Here is a 21989-nt window from a genome sequence, read left to right on the forward strand (position 1 = left end):
GGCCGGGACCCGGTTCGTCGGAAAGACCATCATGAAAAGCGTGCTGCGGATCATCCGCCTGCTGCCCGGATACCGCCTTCGCCTGATCTCGGTCCTTTCGGTCAGCGCCGGCGTCGCCGCCATTGGCGCGGCGACGCCGTTCCTGTTCCGGCACGTGGTCGAAGTGCTCGCGGCTCGCCCGGACCCGAAGCCGCTGGCCACAAGCCTGATCGCGACTTTTGCCGTTTTCGTCGTGTTTCGGCTGTCGCTGATCGGGCTCGGCTTCCTGCAGCACCGACAATCCGCCGCCCTCTGGCTGGACAACGTGGGAAGCCTGAGGAAGCGGATCTTCGACGACCTGTCCGCCCTGTCGATGGGCTACTATGAGACATCGCGCACCGGTGACGTGATGGATCGCTTCGCCGCCATCGTGCCGGTCACCCACTGGTTGCGCGAACTTGTGGAGGGCGCCCTGGCGACGGCGCTTCTGCTGGTGTTCTCGGTCGCCGCCCTGCTAATGATCTCGCCCTGGGCCGGCCTGGTGATGGCTGCGGCCGCGCCGCTGAATCTCTATGGCGCCTGGCGCGGTCTGACCGCGACGCGGTCCCACCGCCGGACCTGGCAGAAGCTCGGCGGGCGAATGAGCGCCATCCTTAACGAGACGCTCAGCCAGATCGCCACCATTCGCGCCTTCGGCGGCGAGGCACGGCAGGCCCGACTTTTCGGACAGGCCCACGGCGACTGGGGTCGAACCCGGATCGAGGAATGGCGTATCGACCGCCGCTGGCATACGGCGCTTTTGACCTTGAACGGTCTCGCGCTGACCCTGGTCACGGGCCTGATCCTGACGGACGCCTGGCGCGGACGGGCCAGCGGGGGCGACGTCCTTCTGGTCTTGACCCTGGCCCTGGGCGCCGTGGCGGCGTTGCAGCCGATCAGCCGAATGATCAACGCCGCAGGCGACGTCGAAGGCTCGGCCGAACGGCTTGTCGAACTGCTCGACGCCGGTCGCGCCGCGCCGGAACGACCGGATGCAGCGAACATCATCGGCATCGGCGAAATCCGCTTCGACCGCGTCAGCTTCACCTACCCCGGCCAGGACCGGCCGGCGCTGGACGCCGTCAGCTTCACCCTGACGACCGGCCGGACGACGGCGCTCGTCGGCCCCAGTGGCTCGGGAAAGACCACTCTGGTGAAGCTCCTTTTGCGTCTTTACGAACCCGACACCGGGCGCATCCTCGTCGATGGCGTGGACGTCCGGGACATCAGCCGCGCATCCCTGCGTGCGCGCATGGGGATGGTGTTGCAGGACGTGGCCCTGTTCGACGACACCATCGCCGGCAACATCGCCTTCAGCCAGGCCGACGCCACGCGCGAACAAGTCGAACAAGCCGCTCGCCTTGCCCAGGCCGACGGTTTCATTCGCCGCCTGCCCGACGGCTATGACACGCCAGTGGGCGAACGCGGCGTGCGGCTGTCGGGCGGCGAACGCCAGAGGCTGGCGGTCGCTCGCGCCCTGTTGCGGGATCCCGATATCGTCATCCTCGACGAAGCGACCAGCGCCCTCGACGCTGAATCCGAACGCCTGGTCCAGGCCGGACTGGACCGCCTCAGGAGAAACCGCACGGCCCTGGTAGTGGCGCATCGGCTGTCCACCATCGCCGCCGCCGACCTGATCCTGGTCATGCAGGATGGGCGGATCGTCGAGTACGGCCCGCACGCAGCGCTTCTCGGGCAGGGTGGCCTCTACACGCGCCTGCACAGCATCCAGTTTGATCGCTCAAAGGCGGCGAGCTGAGCTCGACGGAGCCGTCGCCTCCGAAGAAACCCTGCGTTAGCCGGCCTGTCTCCGCTCGCCTCCCGCGCGCCATGGCAACACCAGACGCTCGACCCACAGAAACAGGAAGTTCAGCGCATATCCCAGCAGCGCCAGGGTGAAAACGCCGATGAACAGCTGCACCACGCTGAGGTTCTGCTGGGCGCGGATGACGAAATATCCCATGCCGTCGCTGCCCGCGATCATCTCCGCGACGAGGGCGATGACCAGGCTGACCGACAGGGCGTAGCGCAGGCCCACGAAAATGATAGGAGCGGCGGCCGGAAGGATGATCCGCAGCGTCGCCTCTGCTTCTCCGACGCCGAAGGTTCGCCCGGTGTCCCGAAGAGTGCGCGACACCGACGTCACCCCGGCGAAGGTGTTGATGAATACCGGAAAGAAGGCGCCCAGGGCGACGACCGTGATCTTGAGCGGATCGTCGATGCCGAGGAACAGGATCATCAGCGGAACAAGCGCCGATGTCGGCACAGGCCGCGCCATCTCGATCAGGGGCTCCAGCAGTCGCCACAGCAGGCGCGACCGCCCCATGGCCACGCCGACGATCACGCCCAGCGTCGCGCCGATTACATAGCCGCCGGCCATATGCTTCAGCGTCACCAGCAGGCTGACGCCCAATGCGCCGTTGAGGAGTTCATCGCTCCACCCTTCCAGGATGTCGGAAACGGCAGGCACGATGCTGGACCGGATCCAGCCCAGTTGGGAGGCGACCTCCCACAGGAGAAAGGCGGCCAGAACCAGCAGCCAGCCCAGCAGACGGGTCTCCCGAACGGCGCGGTCGATCCTGCGCGGCAAGATCGTGAGGCTTCGGATCCATCCGGGACGAGCGCTGTCCCGGGCATTGGCGATATCGGTCATTCCAGCACCAGTCTGTGGAGTTCGCGTCGCAGGGCGGAGAAGCGGGGCGCTTCGCGAGTGGCCAGTTGAGCGCGCGGTCGGGCCAGATCGATGGGAACCTCGGCCCGCACCCCCTGCCCGGCCGGATCGAGCACCACAACCCGGTCGGCGAGATAGGCGGCCTCGTCGATGTCGTGCGTCACCAGAACGACCGTCAGACCCAACGCCTCCCAGATTTCGAGCAGCATATCCTGAAGCCGGCCCCGGCTCAGCGCATCGACGGCGCCGAAGGGCTCGTCCATCAACAGGATGTCAGGTCTGGAGGCCAGGGCGCGGGCGATGGCCAACCGCTGCTGCATCCCGCCCGACATTTCCCACGGATATCGCGCCGCCGCGTCCGACAGACCCACCAGTTCCAGATAGCGGGCGGCGACCTCCCGGGTCGGCCCTTCCGGCGCCGCAGCGGCGCGCACGCCGAACGCGACATTGTCCAGGGCGTTGGCCCAGGGAAACAGCGACTCGCCGAAATCCTGAAACACATAGCGCGCCGCCGGCGGCGGACCGACAACCGCGGCTGCCTCAACCAGAACCCGGCCGTTGGTAGGCTTCACAAGACCGGCGATCAGCCGCAGCAGGGTCGACTTGCCCGATCCGGACCGCCCGATCAGGACCACGAACTCGCCCCGAGCAACGGATAGGGAGACGTTGGCCAGGGCCGCATTGGCGCGCCCGCCGCCTTCGTAAATCTTGCCGAGGCCATCGACCTTCACAGCCGTCGGTCGGGACCTGGCGGCGGGCGCCTCCGTCGCATCGCGCCGGAAGGCGACGACCCTCTTCTGATCCAGCGCCAGCGTCATGTCGCCGCCAGGGCCCGGGCGTCGACGAATTCCGCAATCCGCTGCGGTCGCGGCAGGGCGCGTTCGCGAACGGCTATGTCGACCCAGGACTGGTTGGCCGCGACATCGAAGCCGCCCAGTTGCACCGGGGGATAGCGAAAGCTCTCGATGAGACCCGGCATCTGTGCCTGCATCTTCGCCACCCCAAGACCGACATAGGGCTCCATCAGCCGCGCCCGATCGACCGGAGCGGCTTGAAGGAACAATTGACCGCCCTCGCGGAGCGCCTGCACAACGCGGGTCACGGTCTCCGGCCGCGCCTTCAGGAAATCGGCATTGACATAGTAGCAGGCCCGACCGGCGCCGGCGGGCATGACCTCAGCCGACGGATCGCCGGCGAGGATCGTCGCGCCGTACTGCGCGATGGCCTGATAGGCGTTGGGATCGGCCACCAGGATGGCGTCAACGTCGCCTCGGCCCAGCACATGTTCCGGCCCCTGCTCGATCACCACCAGTTGCACTTGCGCGGGATCGACGCCGTTCCTGCGCAGCCAGAGCCGCACCGAAAGACTGAACACCGGCGCCGCCGCCACGCCCACCTTTCGGCCGACCAGATCTGCGGGAGTGACGACGCCCGAGCCTTTCCGCGCGAGGATCACCTGATTGCCGGTCGCGTTGGCCGGCGCGATCAGCCGCGAGTTGACGAATCCGTTCGACAGGGCGGCGACCCATCCCAGAAAGTCGCCGAACGTGAAATCCAGCGCGCCGGCCACCGTTGCGGCGACCGCCGACGGACCGTTCTTCAACGGCAGGACGTCGACCTGAAGACCCAGCCGCTCAAACACGCCGGCTTCTCGCGCCGCCACCGCCGCCACGGCCGAAGCTCCGCCGCCGAACCGGATGGGAGTCGCGGCCGAACGTCCTCCGGCGCGGGGCCCGCAGCCGACAGCCGCCACGGCCAGACTTGCGCTGGCCGCCTGCAACAGACGCCGCCGAGGCAATTCGTGCGATACGGGGGGGATCATCTCGATGACGCGCTCCAGGCGTTTCAGGTTCTATCAGCCGACCAAATCGCCGACGCCGCCCGGTCACGACCCTAGTCGCCCCGACGCGAAGGCGAGACGCAGGATTCCTCTCCGGCCTCGCAGATTTTCTCCTTGCCCACGACCGCCGTGATCGCGCCATCCGGACGACGATCCATCAACGCCGACGGCTCGACCGGCCCTGCCTCAGAAAGTCCGACGGACACTGAAGGTGACCAGTCGGGGCGCTATGTATTTGGCGGATTCCACGCCCAGGCTGGCGGTCAGGGTGCGATAGCCGAAGATGGTCGTCTCATCGAAAAGGTTCTTGGCCAGGGCCTGGAAGGTCCAGGCGTGATCGGCCGACCGATATGTCAGGCCCAGGTTGACGTAGAACTGGTCCGGGTTCTTCACGGCCTCGCGGTTGGCGTTGTCCGAATAGAAGGCGCTTCGGAAATCGCCGCTGAGCCGGGCGCTGAGTTCTCCCGGCAGACCGACCGGGAAGACATAATCCAGCGAACTGGCCACGATCCATTCGGAAGCGAAAGGCAGGACCTTTCCGGCATAGTTCGACGCCGCGTTGCCAGTAGGGTTGGCGAAGGAGTCGAAGGTCGCATCCAGCCAGGACGCCGCGAAGCGCCACTCAAGGCCTTGCAGCGGCCGCACAGTGGTTTCCAGCTCGACGCCATAGGTCGTGGCCTGGGCCGCGTTGGCCACGACGTTCCCGACAATCAACTGCCCATCGATGACCGGATTGGTGATTGTCGCCTGGAAATCCTGAAAGTCGTTGTAAAACAGCGCCAAAGATCCCTGCACGCGATTGTCGAGCGCCCTTCCCTTCACCCCGACTTCGTAGGCCGTCACCGTCTCGGGTCTGACCGGGATCTCGGCGATCTGGGCGTTCGACGCCGACCGGTTGAAGCCTCCTGCCTTCGAGCCACGGCTCCAGCTGGCGTAACTCAGCCAGTCGTCGTTGATCTGGAAATCTGCGCCCAGTCGGGACGAGATGTCATCGTCGTCATAGGTCAGCCCCTCTACACTGTAGACCAGGGCCGTCTGGTTGAACGCCGCGTCCGTCCGATAGAAGGCGTTGTCGAACTCGTTCGTCTGGCTGCCGAACCTCAGGCCTGCGGTCAGGCGCAACCGGGCGGTCAGGTTGTAGTTCGCCTGACCGAACACCGCCGTGTCCACCACGGTCTGGTCGCTGATGATTTGGGAGTACGAACGGTTCTGCCAGGCGTTGCGGTCCATGGCGAACGTCTCGCGACGCCAGACGGCGCCGGCGACAAAATTCAGCCGCCCATAGTCGCCCAGAAGCTGAAGCTCCTGCGACCATTGTCGATTTTCCAGGAACTGGATGAAGCCGCTTCGATCATCCGGCAGACCCGAAGCATCATTGGGGTTGAGATTATCGAGGGCGCGCCAGGCGCTGATTGATTTCACCGTCAGATGGGGCGTGAGCTCGCCCGTCACCCGCAGAGACCAGGACTCGACGTCCCGCGACGGATTGAACCGGCGTGGCGAATAGGTGACGCGGGGACCGGCCGCGCCATAGTTCAGCGGGACCACCGCCTGGGTGTCGGACGCGTCCGTCAGGGTGCTGTAGGCCAACACCGCCTCGATGCGGTCGTTCGGGGTGTACCGCAGCTTCAGCCGCGCCTGCTGCGTGTCGACGTCGTCAGCCCAGTAGTCGAGCGTCTGGTTGTAGGTGTAGCCGTCCCGCTTTCGCCCGGTGTAGGCGACGCTGGCGCTGAGCACGCCCGGCCGGATCGGCCCCGCCAGATACACCTGGGTCCGAAAGGCGGAGTAGTTTCCGGTCTCGAGCAGGATGCTGCCTTCATAGGCGTCACCCGGATCACGTGAGGTGATCTTGATCGCCCCGCCCGTGGTGTTCTGGCCATACAGGGTGCCTTGCGGCCCTCGCAGCACCTCCACCCCCTGGACGTCCGGCAGGTCGAACAGATTGTTGCCGAAGGCGCGTGGATTGTAGACGTCGTCGATGTAGACGCCGACCGAGGGCGGCGACCCCGGATCAGACGTGCCGATGCCGCGGATGTAGAGCGATGTCTGCGGCGCGCCGCCGGTGGAGCTAAGACCGGGCACGCTGACGGACAGATCGTTCAACCCCTCGATCTTTCGAGTCCGCAGGTCTTCGCCGCTCACCGGCGTGATCGACCCGGGGGTGCGCAGCAGAGAGGTCGCGCGCCGCTCGGCCGTCACCACCACGTCGGCGATGGACTGCGCCTGATCGCCGCCGTCGTCAGGGGCGGGTTCATCGCCGGCGAGGCTCACACCCGGAGACAACAGAAAAACTGATCCGGTGACGACGATCGACAGGGCGAGACGGCTCGCTCCGTCGCGATGACGGGTGAAGAGTTTCATGGAAAGATCGCTGAAGACTTTCGGGGAGATCAGCGCGTGCGCCGACGCCCTCCGCTACTTCATTCCGACGAAGGCCGCAGACCCGAAATTCTGCCGGAAACAATAGCTCAGCTATCAGCCGCTACGAGCCGATCGCCGCCGTCGCGCCCGAATGGACGCGCCTAGGTCCTCGCATCACCCGGTTCGCCGAGATCGGCCGGGCTGCTTGATGGGCGACCCGATATCCAGGTCGAGGCCACGACCAGATCGTCGTTCAGAAGCGCCAGGTCGGCGATCTGGCCGGGGGCGATCCGGCCTCTCTCACCCGCCAGTCCCAGGAAGGCCGCCGGCGCCGCGCTGGCCATGGTCGATGCGGCCGCCAGATCGACGTCCAGCAGGGCTATCGTATTGCGGAAGGCCGTCGCCATATCGAGGTCGGACCCGGCCAGAACCCCCTGATCGTCGGTGCAGACGCCGTCTCTCACATTGATGCGGCGGCCCTGCAGGTGGAAGTGGTCGGTCTTCAGGCCCACGCTGGGCATGGCGTCGGTCACGAGCATGAAGCGATCCAGCGGCCGACACCGAAGGCCCAGCTTCAGCACGACCGGATCGACGTGATGGCCGTCAACGATCAGGCCACACCAGGCCTGTTGATCCTCAAGCGCCGCTCCGACCACGCCGGGCGCCCGGTTCTGCAGGGCCGGCATGGCGTTGAACAGATGAGTGACGCCGGTCACGCCGGCCGCGAAGGCCGACCGCATGGTCGAATGGTCGGCGTCCGTATGACCGGCGGAGACCCGCGCGCCCGCCGTGACGAGGCGCCGGATCAGATCCGGGGACGTCATCTCCGGCGCCAGGGTGATCAGGGTTCGGCCCTTCCGTAATCGCGTCAACCTCTCGATCATATCCTGTTCCAGCACGCGGAACTTCGATGCGTCGTGAATGCCCTTGCGGCGGAGGTTCAGGAACGGCCCCTCGATGTGGATGCCTAGAACGCCCGGCACGCCCTGGTGAATTGCCGCCTCCACAGCCTCGATCCCGCGGTCGACGACCTCGAGATCGTCGCTCAGCAGGGTCGGCAAAAAGCCGGTCGTGCCGAACCTGCGATGCGTCTCGCCGATCGTGGCGATGGTTTCGACGCTGGGATCGGCGTTGAACAGCGCGCCCCCGCCGCCGTTCACCTGGGTGTCGATGAAGCCCGGGACCAGCAGGCCTCCGTCCAGGTCGCAGGTCTCGGCGTCCAGGGACGGATCGGAGGGGCCCACCGATAGGATGCGGTCGCCGTCGATAATCACCACGATGTCGTCACGCAATCCATCCGGCGTCAGGATGCGGCCGTTGATCAACTGGGTTCGCATCAGACCGTCTCGGTCACCTTGTTGAGGTAGCGTGGGCGATCAGGATCCTGTCCGCGCGCCACAGACAGCCGCGCGGCCAGCCCATAGAAACTCTGGATCAGCAGAATCGGCTCCAGCACCGGATGGGCGGCGATCGACGGCAGAGAGACGACGTCCGGGTTGTCGCTCCGCCCGGACAGAAAGACCGGCGCGCCGCGCGCGGCGAACTCATCGGCCAGAACCTCGGCTTCGTGTCTGGTGGCGTCGGCCTGGGACAGGATGACGACCGGAAATCCGGCCTCCACGAGCGCCATCGGACCATGGCGCACTTCGGCCGCGCTGAAGGCCTCGGCTTGCAGGCCGCAGGTCTCCTTCAGCTTCAACGCGGCTTCCCGCGCGATCCCGAAGCCCGGCCCCCGGCCGACGATGTACAGCCCCTTTGCGGACGTCAGCACCGGCAGGGCGGCGGACCAGTCCTGTCGCCAGGCGGCCGCCAACTGGTGGGGCAGCGCGGCGAGGGCCGCGCGCAGGTCGTCGTCCTCGCTCCATTCGGCGACCAGCTGCGCCACGGCGGTCAGACTGGCGATGAAGGACTTGGTGGCGGCGACCGACAACTCGGGGCCGGCGCGCAGGGGGATCGTCAGGTCAGCCGCGGCCGCAAGAGGTGAGTCGTCCGCATTGACCATCGCGATCACGAAGGCGCCGCCCTCCCGCGCCGCCGACGCGGCGGCGATCAGGTCGGGGCTCCGGCCTGATTGCGAGATGGCCAGACACACCCCCCCCGGCACGCGAGGCGCGCCCCCATAGACCGACCGAACGGCCAGCGACGCCGGGCTGGTCACCACGCCCGTCGAGGTCTCGATCAGATAGCGGGCGAACACCCCCGCATTGTCCGAACTGCCGCGCCCGCAAATCAGGGCCACGGACGGCGGTCGCTGACGCAGGCGCTCTGCGGCGCCGGCGATGATCGCCGCATTGTCCCGCAACTGCGCCGCCACAACGGCCGGGGCCTCGGCGGCCTCGGCGAACATCCGGGTCTCGCGAAACTTGGAAAGAGCGTCCTCACGCATCAGGCCGGACCGTCGTTCAACTCGGCCACGAAGTCATAGGCGTCACCGCGATAGTAGGAGGCGGTGACTTCCACCGCCTGGCCGTTGTGAAACGCGCGCCGCTCGATCAGCAGACCCGCCGCGCCGGGCGCCGTGCCCAGGAGCTCGGCCTGTTCGCCGGTGAACAGGACCGCGCGGAGCCGCTGCAGGGCCCGGTTCGGTCGATGACCGTTCTGATCCAGCGCCTTGTAGAGAGACGCCTCGACCGCCTCGAGGCCGGGCAGGCAGGCGGCGGGCACCGTCGAATACTCCAGGGCCATCGGCAGACCGTCGGCGTAGCGTATCCGGTTGAAGCGATAGACCGCCGTCCCCGGGCTAAGACCCAGGGTCAGGGCCTCCTCCGGCGTGACCGCCCCCTCGCTGCGGTTCAGCCATGAACTGGACGCCTTGCGTCCGCGCGCGGCCATGTCTTCAGAGAAGGAGGTGAGCTTCGAGAAGCTTTTCTCGACCCGCGCGGCCACGAAGGTTCCGGCCCCCTGACGACGCGTCAGAAGCCCCTCGGCCACCAGTCCGTCGAACGCCTTGCGGATGGTGATGCGCGACACCGCGAGGTCCTGCGCCAGATCACGCTCAGGCGGGAGAGCCTCGTCCGGCTTCAGCGCCTGCCGGTCGATGGCCTCGCGCACCGCGTGCTGCAGCTGCTGGTACAGCGGCGCCGGACGCTGGGCGTCCAACGGCCCGATCGCTTCGACGAACGACATAGGCTTCCCCCTTTCGAACTCACACTGCCCACCGACAGGCCGCCTCATCAACGACCAATGTTGATACCATTAGAGAGCCAATTAAAGAAAGGCTAGGCCCAATTTACTTTTTGGTCTTGCATATCGCTACAGTTTGATGAAACCCTCAGGTCAATCGCTCTGCTGGTGAGAACTCGTCAGGGCGGCACAGAATAGATTGGTATTCAATTGGACTTTAACGTCTGCGGGGGCAGACGCCATGAGGGGACAGATCACCATGTATCTTCGCCACGCCCTGCTGGCCGGAACCGTCAGCGCCCTGGCTCTGGCCGCCGGATCGGCCGCCGCCCAGAACACGGATGACCCTGTCGCCACCGTTGACGACGTCGTCGTCACCGGCATCCGCGCCTCCCTGCAACAGTCGCTGCAGACCAAGCGCAACGCCAACGCCATCATCGACGTCATCACCGCCGAAGACGTCGGCAAGTTCCCGAGCTCGAACGTCGCCGAGGCGATGGTCACCATTCCCGGCGTGTCCATCGACCGCGCCTTTGGCCAGGGCGAGAAGGTCTCGATCCTGGGCACTGACCCGGCGCTCAACCGCACGCTGCTCAACGGCCAGACCGTCGCCTCGGCCGACTGGTTCATCACGGATCAGCCCGGACGGACCTTCAACTACTCGCTGCTGGCGCCTCAACTCGTCGGCAAGATCGAAGTCTTCAAGTCGCCCGAAGCCCATATCGACGAAGGCTCGATCGGCGGCACGGTCATCATCAGCACGCGCAAGCCGCTGGACATCGACGGCCTGACGGTCTCCGGCCAGGTCAGCTATCTGTACAATGACCGCATCGAGAGCGGCGACCCCCAGGCCTCGATCCTGTTCGGCTGGAAGAACCCGTCAGAGACCTTCGGCCTCATCTTCGCGGCCCAGACCTCGACCGAGAACATCCGCCGCGACGGCATCGAATCCTACGGCACCGTGACGGGCCGCGACTACGCCTACGGCCAGGGCGGAGGCGGCTCCATCTACAACACCCCGATCGACTGGTCTCTGCCGGCCGGTCCGGACGGCAACTGGCAGACCTTCCCCGGAACCTGCGCCGGCGCCTGCGAAACCACCCTGCTGGCCAATCTGAACGCCGTCGGCCCGAACTCGATCAGCGCCCACTATTTCGAACAGGAACGTCAGCGCGACACCCTGTCACTCGCGCTGCAGTATCGGCCGAACGACAAGCTGAACCTCGAATTCAACGCCCTGCATGTCGAAGCCGGCTACGACAACATCAGCCACTCGATGTTCGCCTTCAACGGCAACGCCTATAACGCCCTCGGCCGTATGACCGACCTGACGGTGGATGGCGGCGTCATCACCAAGGCCACCTTCCGGAACGCCCTGTCGGTCTACGACCTGATCAACCGCCAGGCGACGGTCGAAACCGAATCCTACGACCTGAAGGGACGCTGGGACGAGGACACCTGGTTCGCCTCCGCCCATATCGGAACGACCAAGGCCACCGGCGGCACCGGTCGCCAGGTGTTCGGCGAATTCCTGAACTGGGCCGACTACAGCTACGACATCAGCGGCACGCCCAAGCTGACCTATGCGGGCGCCAGCCCCTTCACCAACCCGGACGGCTTCCAGATCGACGGCGGCTACGCCAGCCCCTGGCACACGGATGCGCCGAACGCGACCAACTGGGCGGCCGGATGGGGCGGCAACATCGTCACCAAGCCGACCTGGGATGAAGAGACCTACGCCCAGGTCGATTTCGGCCTGCGTCTGAACGGTCCGGTTCACACCCTGCGCTTCGGGGCCAAACGCCGCGAGCACGAGACGGGGCAGTCGATGAGCGGCGTGGCTTTGGCCGCGATCCAGGGCTACGGCAACGCCAAGGCGTCGCAGTTCGACCCCCGCGACCTGCCGGGCAACTATCTTCAGGGCTTCGGCGACGTCGGTGCCATGTCCAAGCGGTTCACTATCGATGGCTGGGCCCTGGCCGACTACATCCTGAGCGGCGACTGGCTGGCGCCGTGGCAAACCATGCCTGTGCCCGGCACCTTCAACGACGCCTCCTTTGTTTCGAACACCTGGAACGTCACCGAGGATATCAACGCCGCCTACGTCCAGGCCGATTTCGACTGGAACGGCTTCCGCGGAAACCTGGGCGTCCGTTACGTCCAGACCGAGTCCGACAGCCAGGGCTGGCAATGCACCACCGGCACGGTCTGCGCCGCCAACGCGTACGATCTGGTCAGCGTGCGCAAGTCCTACGACGACGTCCTGCCCAATCTGAACATCGCCTATGACTTCTCGAACGACCTGGTGCTGCGCTTCTCGGCGGCCAAGGTCATCTCCCGCCCCAACTACGGCGACATGTCCAACTATCTGTGGCTGGGACCGCAGACCCTGACCGGCGGCGGCGGCAACCCCGACGTCGATCCCTACCGTTCGACCAACCTCGACGCTTCGGCGGAGTGGTACTTCACGCCCAACAGCATCCTGGCCGGCACGGTCTTCTACAAGGATGTCGGCAACTACATCCTGACCACCACGGGCGTCGAAACCCACTTCAACCAGAGCACCCAGACGGACACGCCCTTCGTGATCTCGCGCCCGAACAACGCCGGCGCCGCCAAGATCCAGGGCTTCACCGTCAACTACCAGCAGGACCTCGGCTACGGGTTCGGCCTGCTGGCGAACTACACCTATTCGGACGCCCAGGCCGACAGCGGCGATCCGATGCCCTGGACGTCCGAGCACCAGTATAGCGTCAGCCCCTTCTTCGAGAGCGGACGCTGGAGCGCGCGCGCCACCTACTCCTGGCGGTCGAAGTATTACACCCAGGTCGACCGCGGGAACTATCTGGTGACCGACGACTACCAGTCGCTCGACGCCAGCGCGGGGGTCCAGATCACGGATCAGGTCAGCGTCAAGCTGGACGGCATGAACCTGCTGGACTCCGAATATTACACCTATGCCCAGGTCGAGGGCGTGGCCAATACCGAGAAACTGGTGCGCGGCCTCTATCGCACCGGCCGCCGCGTGATGCTGACCGCCAGCGTGGCGTTCTGAAATGGCGGGCGGGGCCGGATCGCGGCCCCGCCCTTGCCGGATCGTCGAACGCGGACGCAAGCTGGCGTCATGACCCGTCCGACCCCGGCGCAACCTGTGTCCCTTCCTGAGGCCGAACTCGCGTGGGGCTGGTCCCCACGCGCCCTTTTTCATTGCTTTCGAGGCCGCCCGTGATCCGTATCGCCCCGACCTCTCTCAAGACCCGCCTTCTCGGTGTCATGGCCGCCCTGGCCGCCTCCATGTGCGCGCCCGCCGCGACGGGCGCCGGGCACCCGGGTCCCGGCGTCATCCCCCAACCCCTGAGCGTCGTCCACGGCGAGGCGATCTTCCGCATCAGCTCGGCGACGCCGGTCCTGACGCCTCCCGGCGACGCCGAGGCCGCCCAGGCGGCCGCACGCTTCATCGAGCTTGCGAAGTCGACCTGGGGCCTGACCCTGACCGCGACGGAAGGCGCGCCGCGTTCCGGCGCCGTCGTCTTGCGTCGCGGGTCGGGCCATCCGACCGACGGCTACGCACTGGACGTCACCGCCGACGGCGCGACCATCACGGCCGGCGACTTCGGCGGGCTGCTCTACGGCGGCGTCACCCTGTGGCAGTTGGGAACGCCTCAGACCGGAGCGACGTCGATCGCCGTCGGCGCCGTGCAAATCCAGGACGCGCCGCGTTTCGGCTGGCGCGGCCTGATGCTCGATTCGGCCCGTCACTATCAGTCGCCGGAGTTCATCAAGCGCTTCATCGACTGGATGGCGGCGCACAAGCTGAACGTCTTCCACTGGCACCTGACCGATGACCAGGCCTGGCGGCTGGAGATCAAGGCCTTTCCGCGCCTGACCGAAGTCGGGGCCTGGCGGGTTCCGGCCGGCGCGGCGCCCCGGGCCGACATCGACCCCGCGACCGGCCGGCCGAGGCTCTACGGCGGCTTCTATACCCAGGACACGGTGCGCGAGATCGTCGCCTACGCCCAGGCGCGCAACATCGTCATCGTCCCTGAAATCGACGCGCCAGGCCACGCCAGCGCAGCGGTCGCCGCCTATCCGGAGCTCGGCGTCACCGATGCGCCGGATTCCGCCGTTCCCGCCGTCCCTTCGGACTGGGGCATCTATCCGACCCTGTTCAACACCGAAGACGCCACCCTCGCCTTCTTCGGGGCGGTGTTCGACGAGGTCATGGACCTGTTCCCGAGCCTCTACATCCACGTCGGCGGCGACGAGGCGGTCAAGGACCAGTGGAAGGCTTCGCCCAGCACCCAGGCGCGCATGGCCGCCCTCGGCCTGCATGACGAGGAGGAACTGCAAAGCTGGTTCATCAAGCAGCTGGAGGCCCGCCTGAACGCGCGCGGCCGCCGTCTGATCGGCTGGGACGAAATCCTCGAGGGCGGTCTGGCGCCCAACGCCACGGTCATGTCCTGGCGCGGCGTGGACGGCGCCATCGAGGCGGCGCGGCTCGGCCATGATGCGGTGATGACGCCGGGGCCGACGCTCTACTTCGACTATCGCCAGAGCCCCGACGACGGCGCCCCGGGCCGCAGCACCGCCGTCTCCCTGCGCGACATCTATGAGTTCGATCCGACCCCCGACGCCATGACGCCGGATCAGGCCAAACGCGTCCTCGGCGTTCAGGCCAACATCTTCACCGAACACATGCGCGATGAAGGCCGTGTCGAATACATGGCCTTCCCCAGGACATCCGCCCTGGCCGAGATCGCCTGGACGGCCCACGATCGGCTCGACTGGACCAGCTTCCGCGCGCGGCTGGAGCCTCAGTTGGACCGCTATCGCGCCCTGGGCATTCGCTACGCCGAAAGCGGCCTGCGCGAACCGGTGACCACGCCGCCGCCGGACGGCGAGCGTCGCTACAGCCGCCAGCTGACCATGTGCACCGAAGGTCTCGGTCTGTCCCTGATCGATGACGCGCCGCTGATGGGTGAACGCGTCGCCTTCATGATGGACGTCATGAACCCCTGCTGGCTCTACAAGGACGCCGACCTCAGCCGGGGCGTGCGTTTCGAGGCGGCGGTGGGTCAGGTTCCGTGGAACTTCCAGATCGGCGCCGCGCGCGACAATATCCGCCTGGCTGCGCCGCGCACGCCTGAAGGCGAGCTCGAGATCCGGGCCGGCGGTTGCGACGGCGCGGTCGTCCTCGTCCTCCCGCTGACGACGGCGGCCGCTGATCCGGGCGTCACCGTCCTGAACGGAGACCTGCCGGCGCTGGAGGGCCGCCAGGATCTGTGCCTGCGCTTCACTCAGCATCAACTGGATCCGATGTGGGGTCTGGACTGGGTCCGACTGAGCCCTGCGTCATGAGCGATCTGATCGTCCATGCGCCGTTCAGCGGCTGGCTCTGTGGGTTGGCGGAGGTTCCGGACGGAGCCTTCGCCGGCGGCATGGTCGGAGAGGGCGTCGCCATCGACCCCGCCGACACGGTGGTCTGCGCGCCCTTCGACGGCGTCGTCGTCGGATTGGCGCGTTCCGGCCATGCCGTGACCTTGCGCTCAGCGGAAGGCGTTGAGGTGCTGATCCACATCGGGCTCGAAACCGTGGCCCTGCAGGGTCAGGGATTTCAGGCCCGGGTCGCCAGGGGCGCCGCCGTTCGCACGGGCGACCCCTTGCTGACGCTCGACCTGGACGTCATCGCCGCGCGGGCGACCAGCCTGATCTCCCCCATCATCGTCGTAAGCGGCGCCGGGGCTGTGCAGTCGATGCCGACGGGGTGCCGGATCCGGGCCGGCGAGCCGGTTCTCACCGTCTCGGTGGCCAACACTGCGTCAGCGTCTTCGGACGTAGCGGACGCGGCCGCCCTGACCCGAACGGTGCGCGCGCCCCTGCCCCACGGACTGCATGCGCGACCGGCCGCGCGCATCGCCGCCTGCATTCGCGGCTTCGACGCCCGTGTGATGCTCGGCCTGGAGGACCGCCGTGCCGAAGCGACCAGTCTGGTGGCCATGATGAGCCTCGGCGTGCGCGACGGAGACCCGATCACCCTCTCCGCCACCGGAACCCAGGCCGAGGCGGCTCTGAACGCGCTCGAAACCCTGATGACGGCCGGGCTTGAGGACGGCGAGCCCGCGGCGCCGCCCTCCGCAGTCAAACTCGCACCCTCGGCGGCCTCGCGGCCTGAGGTGGGTCAGGACGGCGAACTGATCCTGACCGGGGTGACCGCCGCGCCGGGTCTGGTCGTCGGCCGTGCTGTGCGGCTGCGCCTGGACGAAATCTCCCTGCCTGAAGACGGGACGGGCGTCGAGGCCGAGACCACGGCGCTGCGCCAGGCCCTGACGGACGTTCGGCGGCAGATCGAACAGGCGGCGGCGACCGGCGGCGCTCACCGTCGGGCCATCCTCGCCGCGCACCTGGCCTTCCTCGACGATCCCGGTCTTACTGAGGAGGCCCAACGCCTGGTCGCCGAGGGCCGAAGCGCCGGTTTCGCCTGGCGTCAGTCCACGCGTTCGGCCGCCGATCTGTTCCGCGCCATGGGCGATCCCCGCATGGCGGAGCGGGCGGACGACCTCCTCGATCTCGAACAGCGCGTCCTGGCGATCCTGACCGGCCAGACCCCGGCGACGATCGCGCTGGGGCCCGGCTCGGTCGTGATCGCGGACGATCTGCTGCCGTCCCAACTGCTGGCCATGGACTCCGGCCGGATCGCCGGCCTGTGCACATCCCGGGGCGGCCCCACATCGCATGTCGCCATCCTGGCCGCCGCCATGGGTGTTCCCGCCCTCGTCGCCGTCGGACAGTCGCTCGATCACGTCGAGGACGGCCTGCTGGTGATCCTGGACGCCGACAATCGCCGGATGATCGTCTCGCCCTCAGCCGCCCGCCAGGCCCAGGCCCAGAGCGCCTCCGCCGCCCAGGCGCGCCGCCGCGCCGAGGCGCAGGCCATGGCGATGGAGCCCTGCCACACGGCCGACGGGGTCCGGATCGAGGTCTTCGCAAATCTGGCCAACGCCGCCGAGGCGGCGCCCGCCGTCGCCGGGGGCGCCGAGGGGTGCGGCCTGCTGCGCACCGAATTCCTGTTTCTCGACCGCCAGACCGCGCCGGACGAGGACGAACAGCTGGCGCACTACCAGACGATCGCCGACGCCCTGGACGGCCGCCCGCTGATCCTGCGGACCCTCGACGCGGGCGGCGACAAACCCCTGCCCTATCTGCCCACGCCGCCGGAAGACAATCCGGCCCTTGGCCTGCGCGGCGTCCGCTCGGGTCTGCATCGCCCCGACCTGCTGCTGACCCAGCTGCGCGCGGCCTGTCGCGTCCGGTCGCGCGGCCTGATCGCCGTCATGCTGCCCATGATCGCCTCCGTCGCCGAGGTGCGGCAGGTCCGGGCCCTCCTCGACATCGCGGTGCAGGAGACCGGCGGCGCCCGGCCCTGTCTCGGCGTCATGATCGAAACCCCGGCGGCCGCCATGACCACGGACCTGCTGGCGCCGGAGATCGACTTCATCTCCATCGGCACCAACGACCTGACGCAGTACGCCCTGGCGATGGACCGCCAGAACGCCGCCCTCGCAGCCCAGCTCGACAGCCTGCACCCCGCCGTCCTGCGCCTGATCGCCCAGGCGGCGTCCGGGGCCTCAACCTTGAAATGGATCGGTGTCTGCGGGGGTCTGGCGTCGGACCCGGCGGCGACCGCCATCCTCATCGGTCTGGGCGTCCGCGAGCTGTCCGCGACGCCCGCCATGACCGCCGAGATCAAGGCCGGGGTTCGCGACCTGACCCTGAGCGACTGCCGCGCCCTGGCCGCCGAGGCTCTGGCCCTCGACAGCGCCGACGCCGTCCGCGCCCTGGTCGCGTCCCGCGCGATCGCCGGCTTCACGCCCTCGACCATGGAAGCCTTCGTATGAAGATCGGCCTTTCCAGCCTCCAGCCCCTCGGCCGCGCCCTGATGCTGCCCATCGCGGTCTTGCCGGTCGCCGGACTGCTGCTTCGCCTGGGCCAGCCTGACCTTCTGGACATCGCCTTCATCTCGGCCGCGGGCCAGGCGGTGTTCGCCAACCTGGGGCTGCTGTTCGCCGTCGGCGTGGCCGTCGGTCTGGCGCGCGACAATCATGGCGCGGCGGGCCTGGCCGGCATGGTCGCCTATCTGATCACCATCGAGGCGGCCAAGCCCCTGATCTCCGCGCCCCCCGAGGTCCTGGCCGGGCTCGATGCGGACGCCGCGGCCGAGGCCCTGACCGCCTTCCGCAACAGCGCCATGACCCGGCTCGGCGTTCCCGTCGGGATCGTCTCGGGCCTGATCGCCGGCGCCGCCTACAACCGCTTCTCCAACTTCAAGCTCCCGGACTACCTGGCCTTCTTCGGCGGGCGTCGGTTCGTTCCCATCGTCTCGGGCGTGGCGGCGGTAGGGGTGGCGGCCGTGATCGGCGTCTCCTTCGGCGCCATCGATCATGCGCTGGAGGCCTTCAGCCGCGCCGTGGTCGGATCGGGCGAGATCGGCCTCTTCGTCTACGGCGTCCTGAACCGCCTGCTGATCATCACCGGCCTGCACCACATCCTCAACAACGTGGCCTGGTTCGTGGTCGGCGACTTCAACGGCGCCACGGGCGATCTGAACCGCTTTTTCGCCGGCGACCCGTCCGCCGGCACCTTCATGAGCGGATTCTTCCCCGTCATGATGTTCGGCCTGCCCGCCGCCTGCCTGGCCATGTACCACGCCGCCCGACCGGAACGGCGCAAGGCCGTGGGCGGCATGCTGGCCTCGCTGGCGCTGACCGCCTTCCTGACAGGCGTGACGGAGCCGATCGAGTTCAGCTTCATGTTCCTCGCCCCGGTTCTGTACGTCATCCACGCCGTGCTGACCGGCGTCGCCATGGTGGTGATGGATCTGCTGGACGTTCGGCTGGGCTTCACCTTCTCGGCGGGCCTGTTCGACTATGGGCTGAACTTCGGAAAATCGACCAACCCCTGGCTGCTGATCCCGATCGGCCTGGTCTACTTCGGCCTCTACTACGGCCTGTTCCGGTTGTTCATCCAGCGCTTCAACCTCAAGACGCCCGGTCGCGAAGACGAGGACATCGCCCCCGGTCCTGTGGCGGCCCACGCCGGAACCGCGCGCGGCGACGCCTTCATCGCGGCCCTGGGCGGCCCCGCCAATCTGCGCGATGTCGCGGCCTGCACCACCCGTCTCCGGCTTGAGATCGCGTCGCGAGACCGCGTTGACGAGCCGGCTCTCAAAGCGCTCGGCGCCCTGGGCCTCATCTCGCCCGCGCCAACGGCCTTGCAGGTGGTTCTCGGGCCGGTCGCGGATTCGGTGGCCCAGGACATCCGCGACGCCCTGGCGGCCGATGGCGGACCCGCGTCGGCGCCGGCGCCGGTCGCGATTTCCGGCCGGCCAGCCACACTGCCCGACGCCGTCATCGCGGCCCTGGGCGGAGCCGACAACGTCGAGACGGCGGAAATCCGCGCCGGTCGCACCTGCGTGACGGTCCGCGATCCCTCGTCCGTCGCTGAATGCGATCTGGACGCCGCGGCGCCTCGGGGCTTCGTCCGCACGGGCGACCGGCGTCTGCAACTGCTCGGGTGAAGCCGACCCTGGACACGCCGCCGCGCCTGCTGTCCCTCGACGTGCTCCGGGGCCTGACGGTGATCGGCATGATCGTCGTCAACGCCTCGGCCGGACTTCAATACGGCGGCCAGTTCGAGGTCTATCCACAACTGCTCCATTCCAGGTGGATCGGCGTCACCCTGGCGGATCTGGTGTTTCCGGCCTTCCTGATGATCGTCGGCGTCTCCATTCCGTTGGCGGTCGGGGCCGACGCCGCCCCGCCGAAATCGCATCAGGTCCGCGCCGCCGCCGGTCGGACTGCCCGCCTTTTCCTGCTCGGCCTGATCCTTTCGAACCTGTTCTGGTTCCAGACCCTGGCCGAACCCGGCTGGCGGTTCTGGGGCGTGCTTCAGCGCATCGGTCTGGTCTATGCCGCCTGCGTGCTGCTGTTCCTCTACACAGGACCGAAAGCGCGGCTCGCCGTCGCGATGTCGATTCCTGTGCTCTACTGGCCCCTGTCGCTCCTGCCGCCGCTGGACGGCGGCGCGACCGACCTCGGGCGATCCGGGGTCAACTTCATCGCCTCGATCGACCGGTTGACGCTCGGCGACCACAACTACGTCAAGGGTCCGTCAGGCTATGATCCCGAGGGCCTGATCGGAACCTTTCCCGCCATAGCCCACGGCCTTATCGGCGTTCTCATCGGCGAGTTTCTGCTCAAGCGTCGCGGGCCAAGGGCGGCCGGACAGCTGGCGGCGGCCGGACTGGCCATGCTGGCCGCGGGATTGGCCTGGAGCCTGGCGTTCCCCGTGATCAAGGACATCTGGTCCAGCAGTTTCGTGCTCGTCACCTGTGGACTGACCACGATCATCCTGGCGATCCTCCACGGCGCCCTGGACAGGCCGGAGCCTTCGCGCGGCGCGCTGACCCTGCTGACCGCCGTCGCCGTCCCCTTCGGGATCAACGCCATCGCCGCCTATATCCTCCACGCCCTGGCCGGCCCCATGGTCGGCTGGCGACTGCTGCTGGCGCCCGCCGAACGGATGCAGCCCCTGATCGGCGACCAGACCGCCGCCCTGACCCCGGTCTTGCTGTTCACCGCCGCCATCTGGCTGTGCATGGCGTATCTGCGGGACCGACGCTGGGTTGTCAGAATTTGAACGGCGGTACGGTCAGTTGAACCGATTTCGGTTGAAGGGGACAACACATAGTCGAGGCCTGCCGACACCACGCCACACAAGGCAAAAAAGCCAAGCGTCGCTATCGCCTTGCCCAAATCTCTAGGCTAGGAAATGTCCATCTCAGCCTAGGAGCAGACCTCAACAGGTCTGGACGGAAGAAATCTTGACCAAGACCGCATTGATCACAGGCGTCACCGGCCAGGACGGGGCATATCTCGCTCGTCTTCTGCTCGAAAAGGGCTACGAGGTTCACGGTGTGAAGCGGCGTTCATCGTCGTTCAACACCGGACGGATTGATGAAATGATCCGTGACTCTCAGGATCCGGCAAATCCGATCACGTTGCACCATGGCGACATGACGGATTCCACCAACATCATCCGGATTATCCAGGAAACTCAACCTGACGAAATCTACAATCTGGCCGCTCAGAGTCATGTTCAGGTCAGCTTTGAAACCCCGGAATATACCGCCAACTCGGACGCAATGGGCGTACTTCGCGCGCTCGAAGCGATACGGATTTTAGGCCTTCAAGAAAAAACCAAATTCTACCAAGCCTCGACGTCCGAACTCTATGGCAAAGTCGTAGAAACACCGCAAAGCGAAACGACACCCTTTTATCCGAGATCGCCTTACGCAGCGGCAAAACTGTATGGCTACTGGATCACGGTGAACTACAGGGAAGCTTACGGGATGTTCGCGTCCAACGGCATCTTGTTCAACCATGAAAGCCCGGTTCGAGGCGAGACCTTCGTGACACGCAAGATCACGCGGGCCGTAGCCGAAATCGCAACCGGCTCTCGCCAACAATTCTGGCTCGGAAATCTGGACGCAAAGCGTGACTGGGGTCACGCGCGAGACTATGTCGAAGGCATGTGGATGATCATGCAGCATGATCGGCCTGATGATTTCGTGCTGGCCACCGGCGAAACGCACAGTGTTCGCAAATTCGTGGAAGCCGCTTTTGCATATGTCGATGCGCCGATCGAATGGAGCGGGTCAGGTCTCGAGGAGGTCGGAAAATGTTCTCGCACCGGGGCGGTCAGGGTGGCGGTCGATTCTCGCTATTTCCGCCCCACGGAGGTTGACCTGCTGCTTGGCGACGCGACCAAGGCTCGCAAGGACCTCGGCTGGACGCCGAAGTGTGGTTTCGATCAACTGGTCGCCGAGATGATGGATGCGGATTTGAAAGCAGCCAGGCGTGGCTGACCGTCATATCGACTAATCCAACCGCCCATCCAGGTTACGCGCCCCGGCAAACC

At 66.9% G+C, this 21989-nt stretch carries 14 protein-coding genes; 7 read left to right on the forward strand and 7 right to left on the reverse strand.

The window, feature by feature from the left end:
• Positions 1–31 precede the first annotated feature (31 nt).
• On the forward strand, positions 32–1777 hold the full coding sequence (locus ACO2Q1_RS07215; protein ID WP_423328815.1) for an ABC transporter ATP-binding protein: 1746 nt from the start codon (positions 32–34) through the stop codon (positions 1775–1777).
• Between the two features lie 36 nt (positions 1778–1813).
• Here the strand turns inward: ACO2Q1_RS07215 and ACO2Q1_RS07220 are convergent, their stop codons facing one another.
• The 7 genes from ACO2Q1_RS07220 to ACO2Q1_RS07250 form a co-directional block, all read right to left on the reverse strand.
• Positions 1814–2608, reverse strand: coding sequence for an ABC transporter permease (locus ACO2Q1_RS07220; protein ID WP_423328816.1), 795 nt, complete (start codon positions 2606–2608; stop codon positions 1814–1816).
• A 59-nt stretch (positions 2609–2667) separates the two neighbouring features.
• Positions 2668–3507 carry an ABC transporter ATP-binding protein gene (locus ACO2Q1_RS07225; RefSeq protein WP_423328817.1) on the reverse strand — a complete coding sequence of 280 codons (840 nt, stop codon included), beginning with the start codon at positions 3505–3507 and terminating at the stop codon, positions 2668–2670.
• Positions 3504–4511, reverse strand: coding sequence for an ABC transporter substrate-binding protein (locus tag ACO2Q1_RS07230; RefSeq protein WP_423328818.1), 1008 nt, complete (start codon positions 4509–4511; stop codon positions 3504–3506). The genes ACO2Q1_RS07225 and ACO2Q1_RS07230 overlap by 4 nt, the downstream gene beginning before the upstream one ends.
• Positions 4512–4715: 204 nt before the next feature.
• Positions 4716–6890 (reverse strand): TonB-dependent receptor, encoded by a 2175-nt coding sequence (locus ACO2Q1_RS07235; RefSeq protein WP_423328819.1) that lies wholly within the window; start codon positions 6888–6890, stop codon positions 4716–4718.
• A 161-nt stretch (positions 6891–7051) separates the two neighbouring features.
• Positions 7052–8227: an N-acetylglucosamine-6-phosphate deacetylase gene (nagA, locus tag ACO2Q1_RS07240; RefSeq protein ID WP_423328820.1), complete on the reverse strand. Its 1176-nt coding sequence runs from the start codon at positions 8225–8227 to the stop codon at positions 7052–7054.
• Entirely contained in the window at positions 8227–9276 is a 1050-nt protein-coding gene (locus ACO2Q1_RS07245; protein WP_423328821.1) for an SIS domain-containing protein, read from the reverse strand. Before ACO2Q1_RS07245 ends, nagA begins: the two co-directional genes overlap by 1 nt.
• Entirely contained in the window at positions 9276–10016 is a 741-nt protein-coding gene (locus tag ACO2Q1_RS07250; protein WP_423328822.1) for a GntR family transcriptional regulator, read from the reverse strand. Before ACO2Q1_RS07250 ends, ACO2Q1_RS07245 begins: the two co-directional genes overlap by 1 nt.
• A gap of 238 nt (positions 10017–10254) precedes the next feature.
• Between ACO2Q1_RS07250 and ACO2Q1_RS07255 the strand changes: the two genes are divergently transcribed.
• From ACO2Q1_RS07255 to gmd, 6 genes are all read left to right on the forward strand, one after another.
• Positions 10255–13068, forward strand: coding sequence for a TonB-dependent receptor (locus ACO2Q1_RS07255; RefSeq protein ID WP_423328823.1), 2814 nt, complete (start codon positions 10255–10257; stop codon positions 13066–13068).
• Between the two features lie 170 nt (positions 13069–13238).
• Positions 13239–15371 (forward strand): family 20 glycosylhydrolase, encoded by a 2133-nt coding sequence (locus tag ACO2Q1_RS07260; protein WP_423328824.1) that lies wholly within the window; start codon positions 13239–13241, stop codon positions 15369–15371.
• Positions 15368–17908, forward strand: a complete 2541-nt coding sequence (gene ptsP / locus ACO2Q1_RS07265) for a phosphoenolpyruvate--protein phosphotransferase (RefSeq protein ID WP_423328825.1) — start codon at positions 15368–15370, stop codon at positions 17906–17908. Before ACO2Q1_RS07260 ends, ptsP begins: the two co-directional genes overlap by 4 nt.
• On the forward strand, positions 17905–19587 hold the full coding sequence (gene nagE, locus ACO2Q1_RS07270) for an N-acetylglucosamine-specific PTS transporter subunit IIBC (RefSeq protein ID WP_423328826.1): 1683 nt from the start codon (positions 17905–17907) through the stop codon (positions 19585–19587). Before ptsP ends, nagE begins: the two co-directional genes overlap by 4 nt.
• Positions 19584–20708 carry an acyltransferase family protein gene (locus ACO2Q1_RS07275; RefSeq protein WP_423328827.1) on the forward strand — a complete coding sequence of 375 codons (1125 nt, stop codon included), beginning with the start codon at positions 19584–19586 and terminating at the stop codon, positions 20706–20708. The genes nagE and ACO2Q1_RS07275 overlap by 4 nt, the downstream gene beginning before the upstream one ends.
• A 184-nt stretch (positions 20709–20892) precedes the next feature.
• A complete protein-coding gene (gmd, locus tag ACO2Q1_RS07280; RefSeq protein ID WP_423328828.1) occupies positions 20893–21936 on the forward strand; it encodes a GDP-mannose 4,6-dehydratase in 1044 nt (347 codons plus the stop codon).
• Positions 21937–21989 lie beyond the last annotated feature (53 nt).

It is taken from the genome of Brevundimonas sp. VNH65 (genome assembly GCF_049445955.1).
Classification (GTDB): Bacteria; Pseudomonadota; Alphaproteobacteria; order Caulobacterales; family Caulobacteraceae; genus Brevundimonas.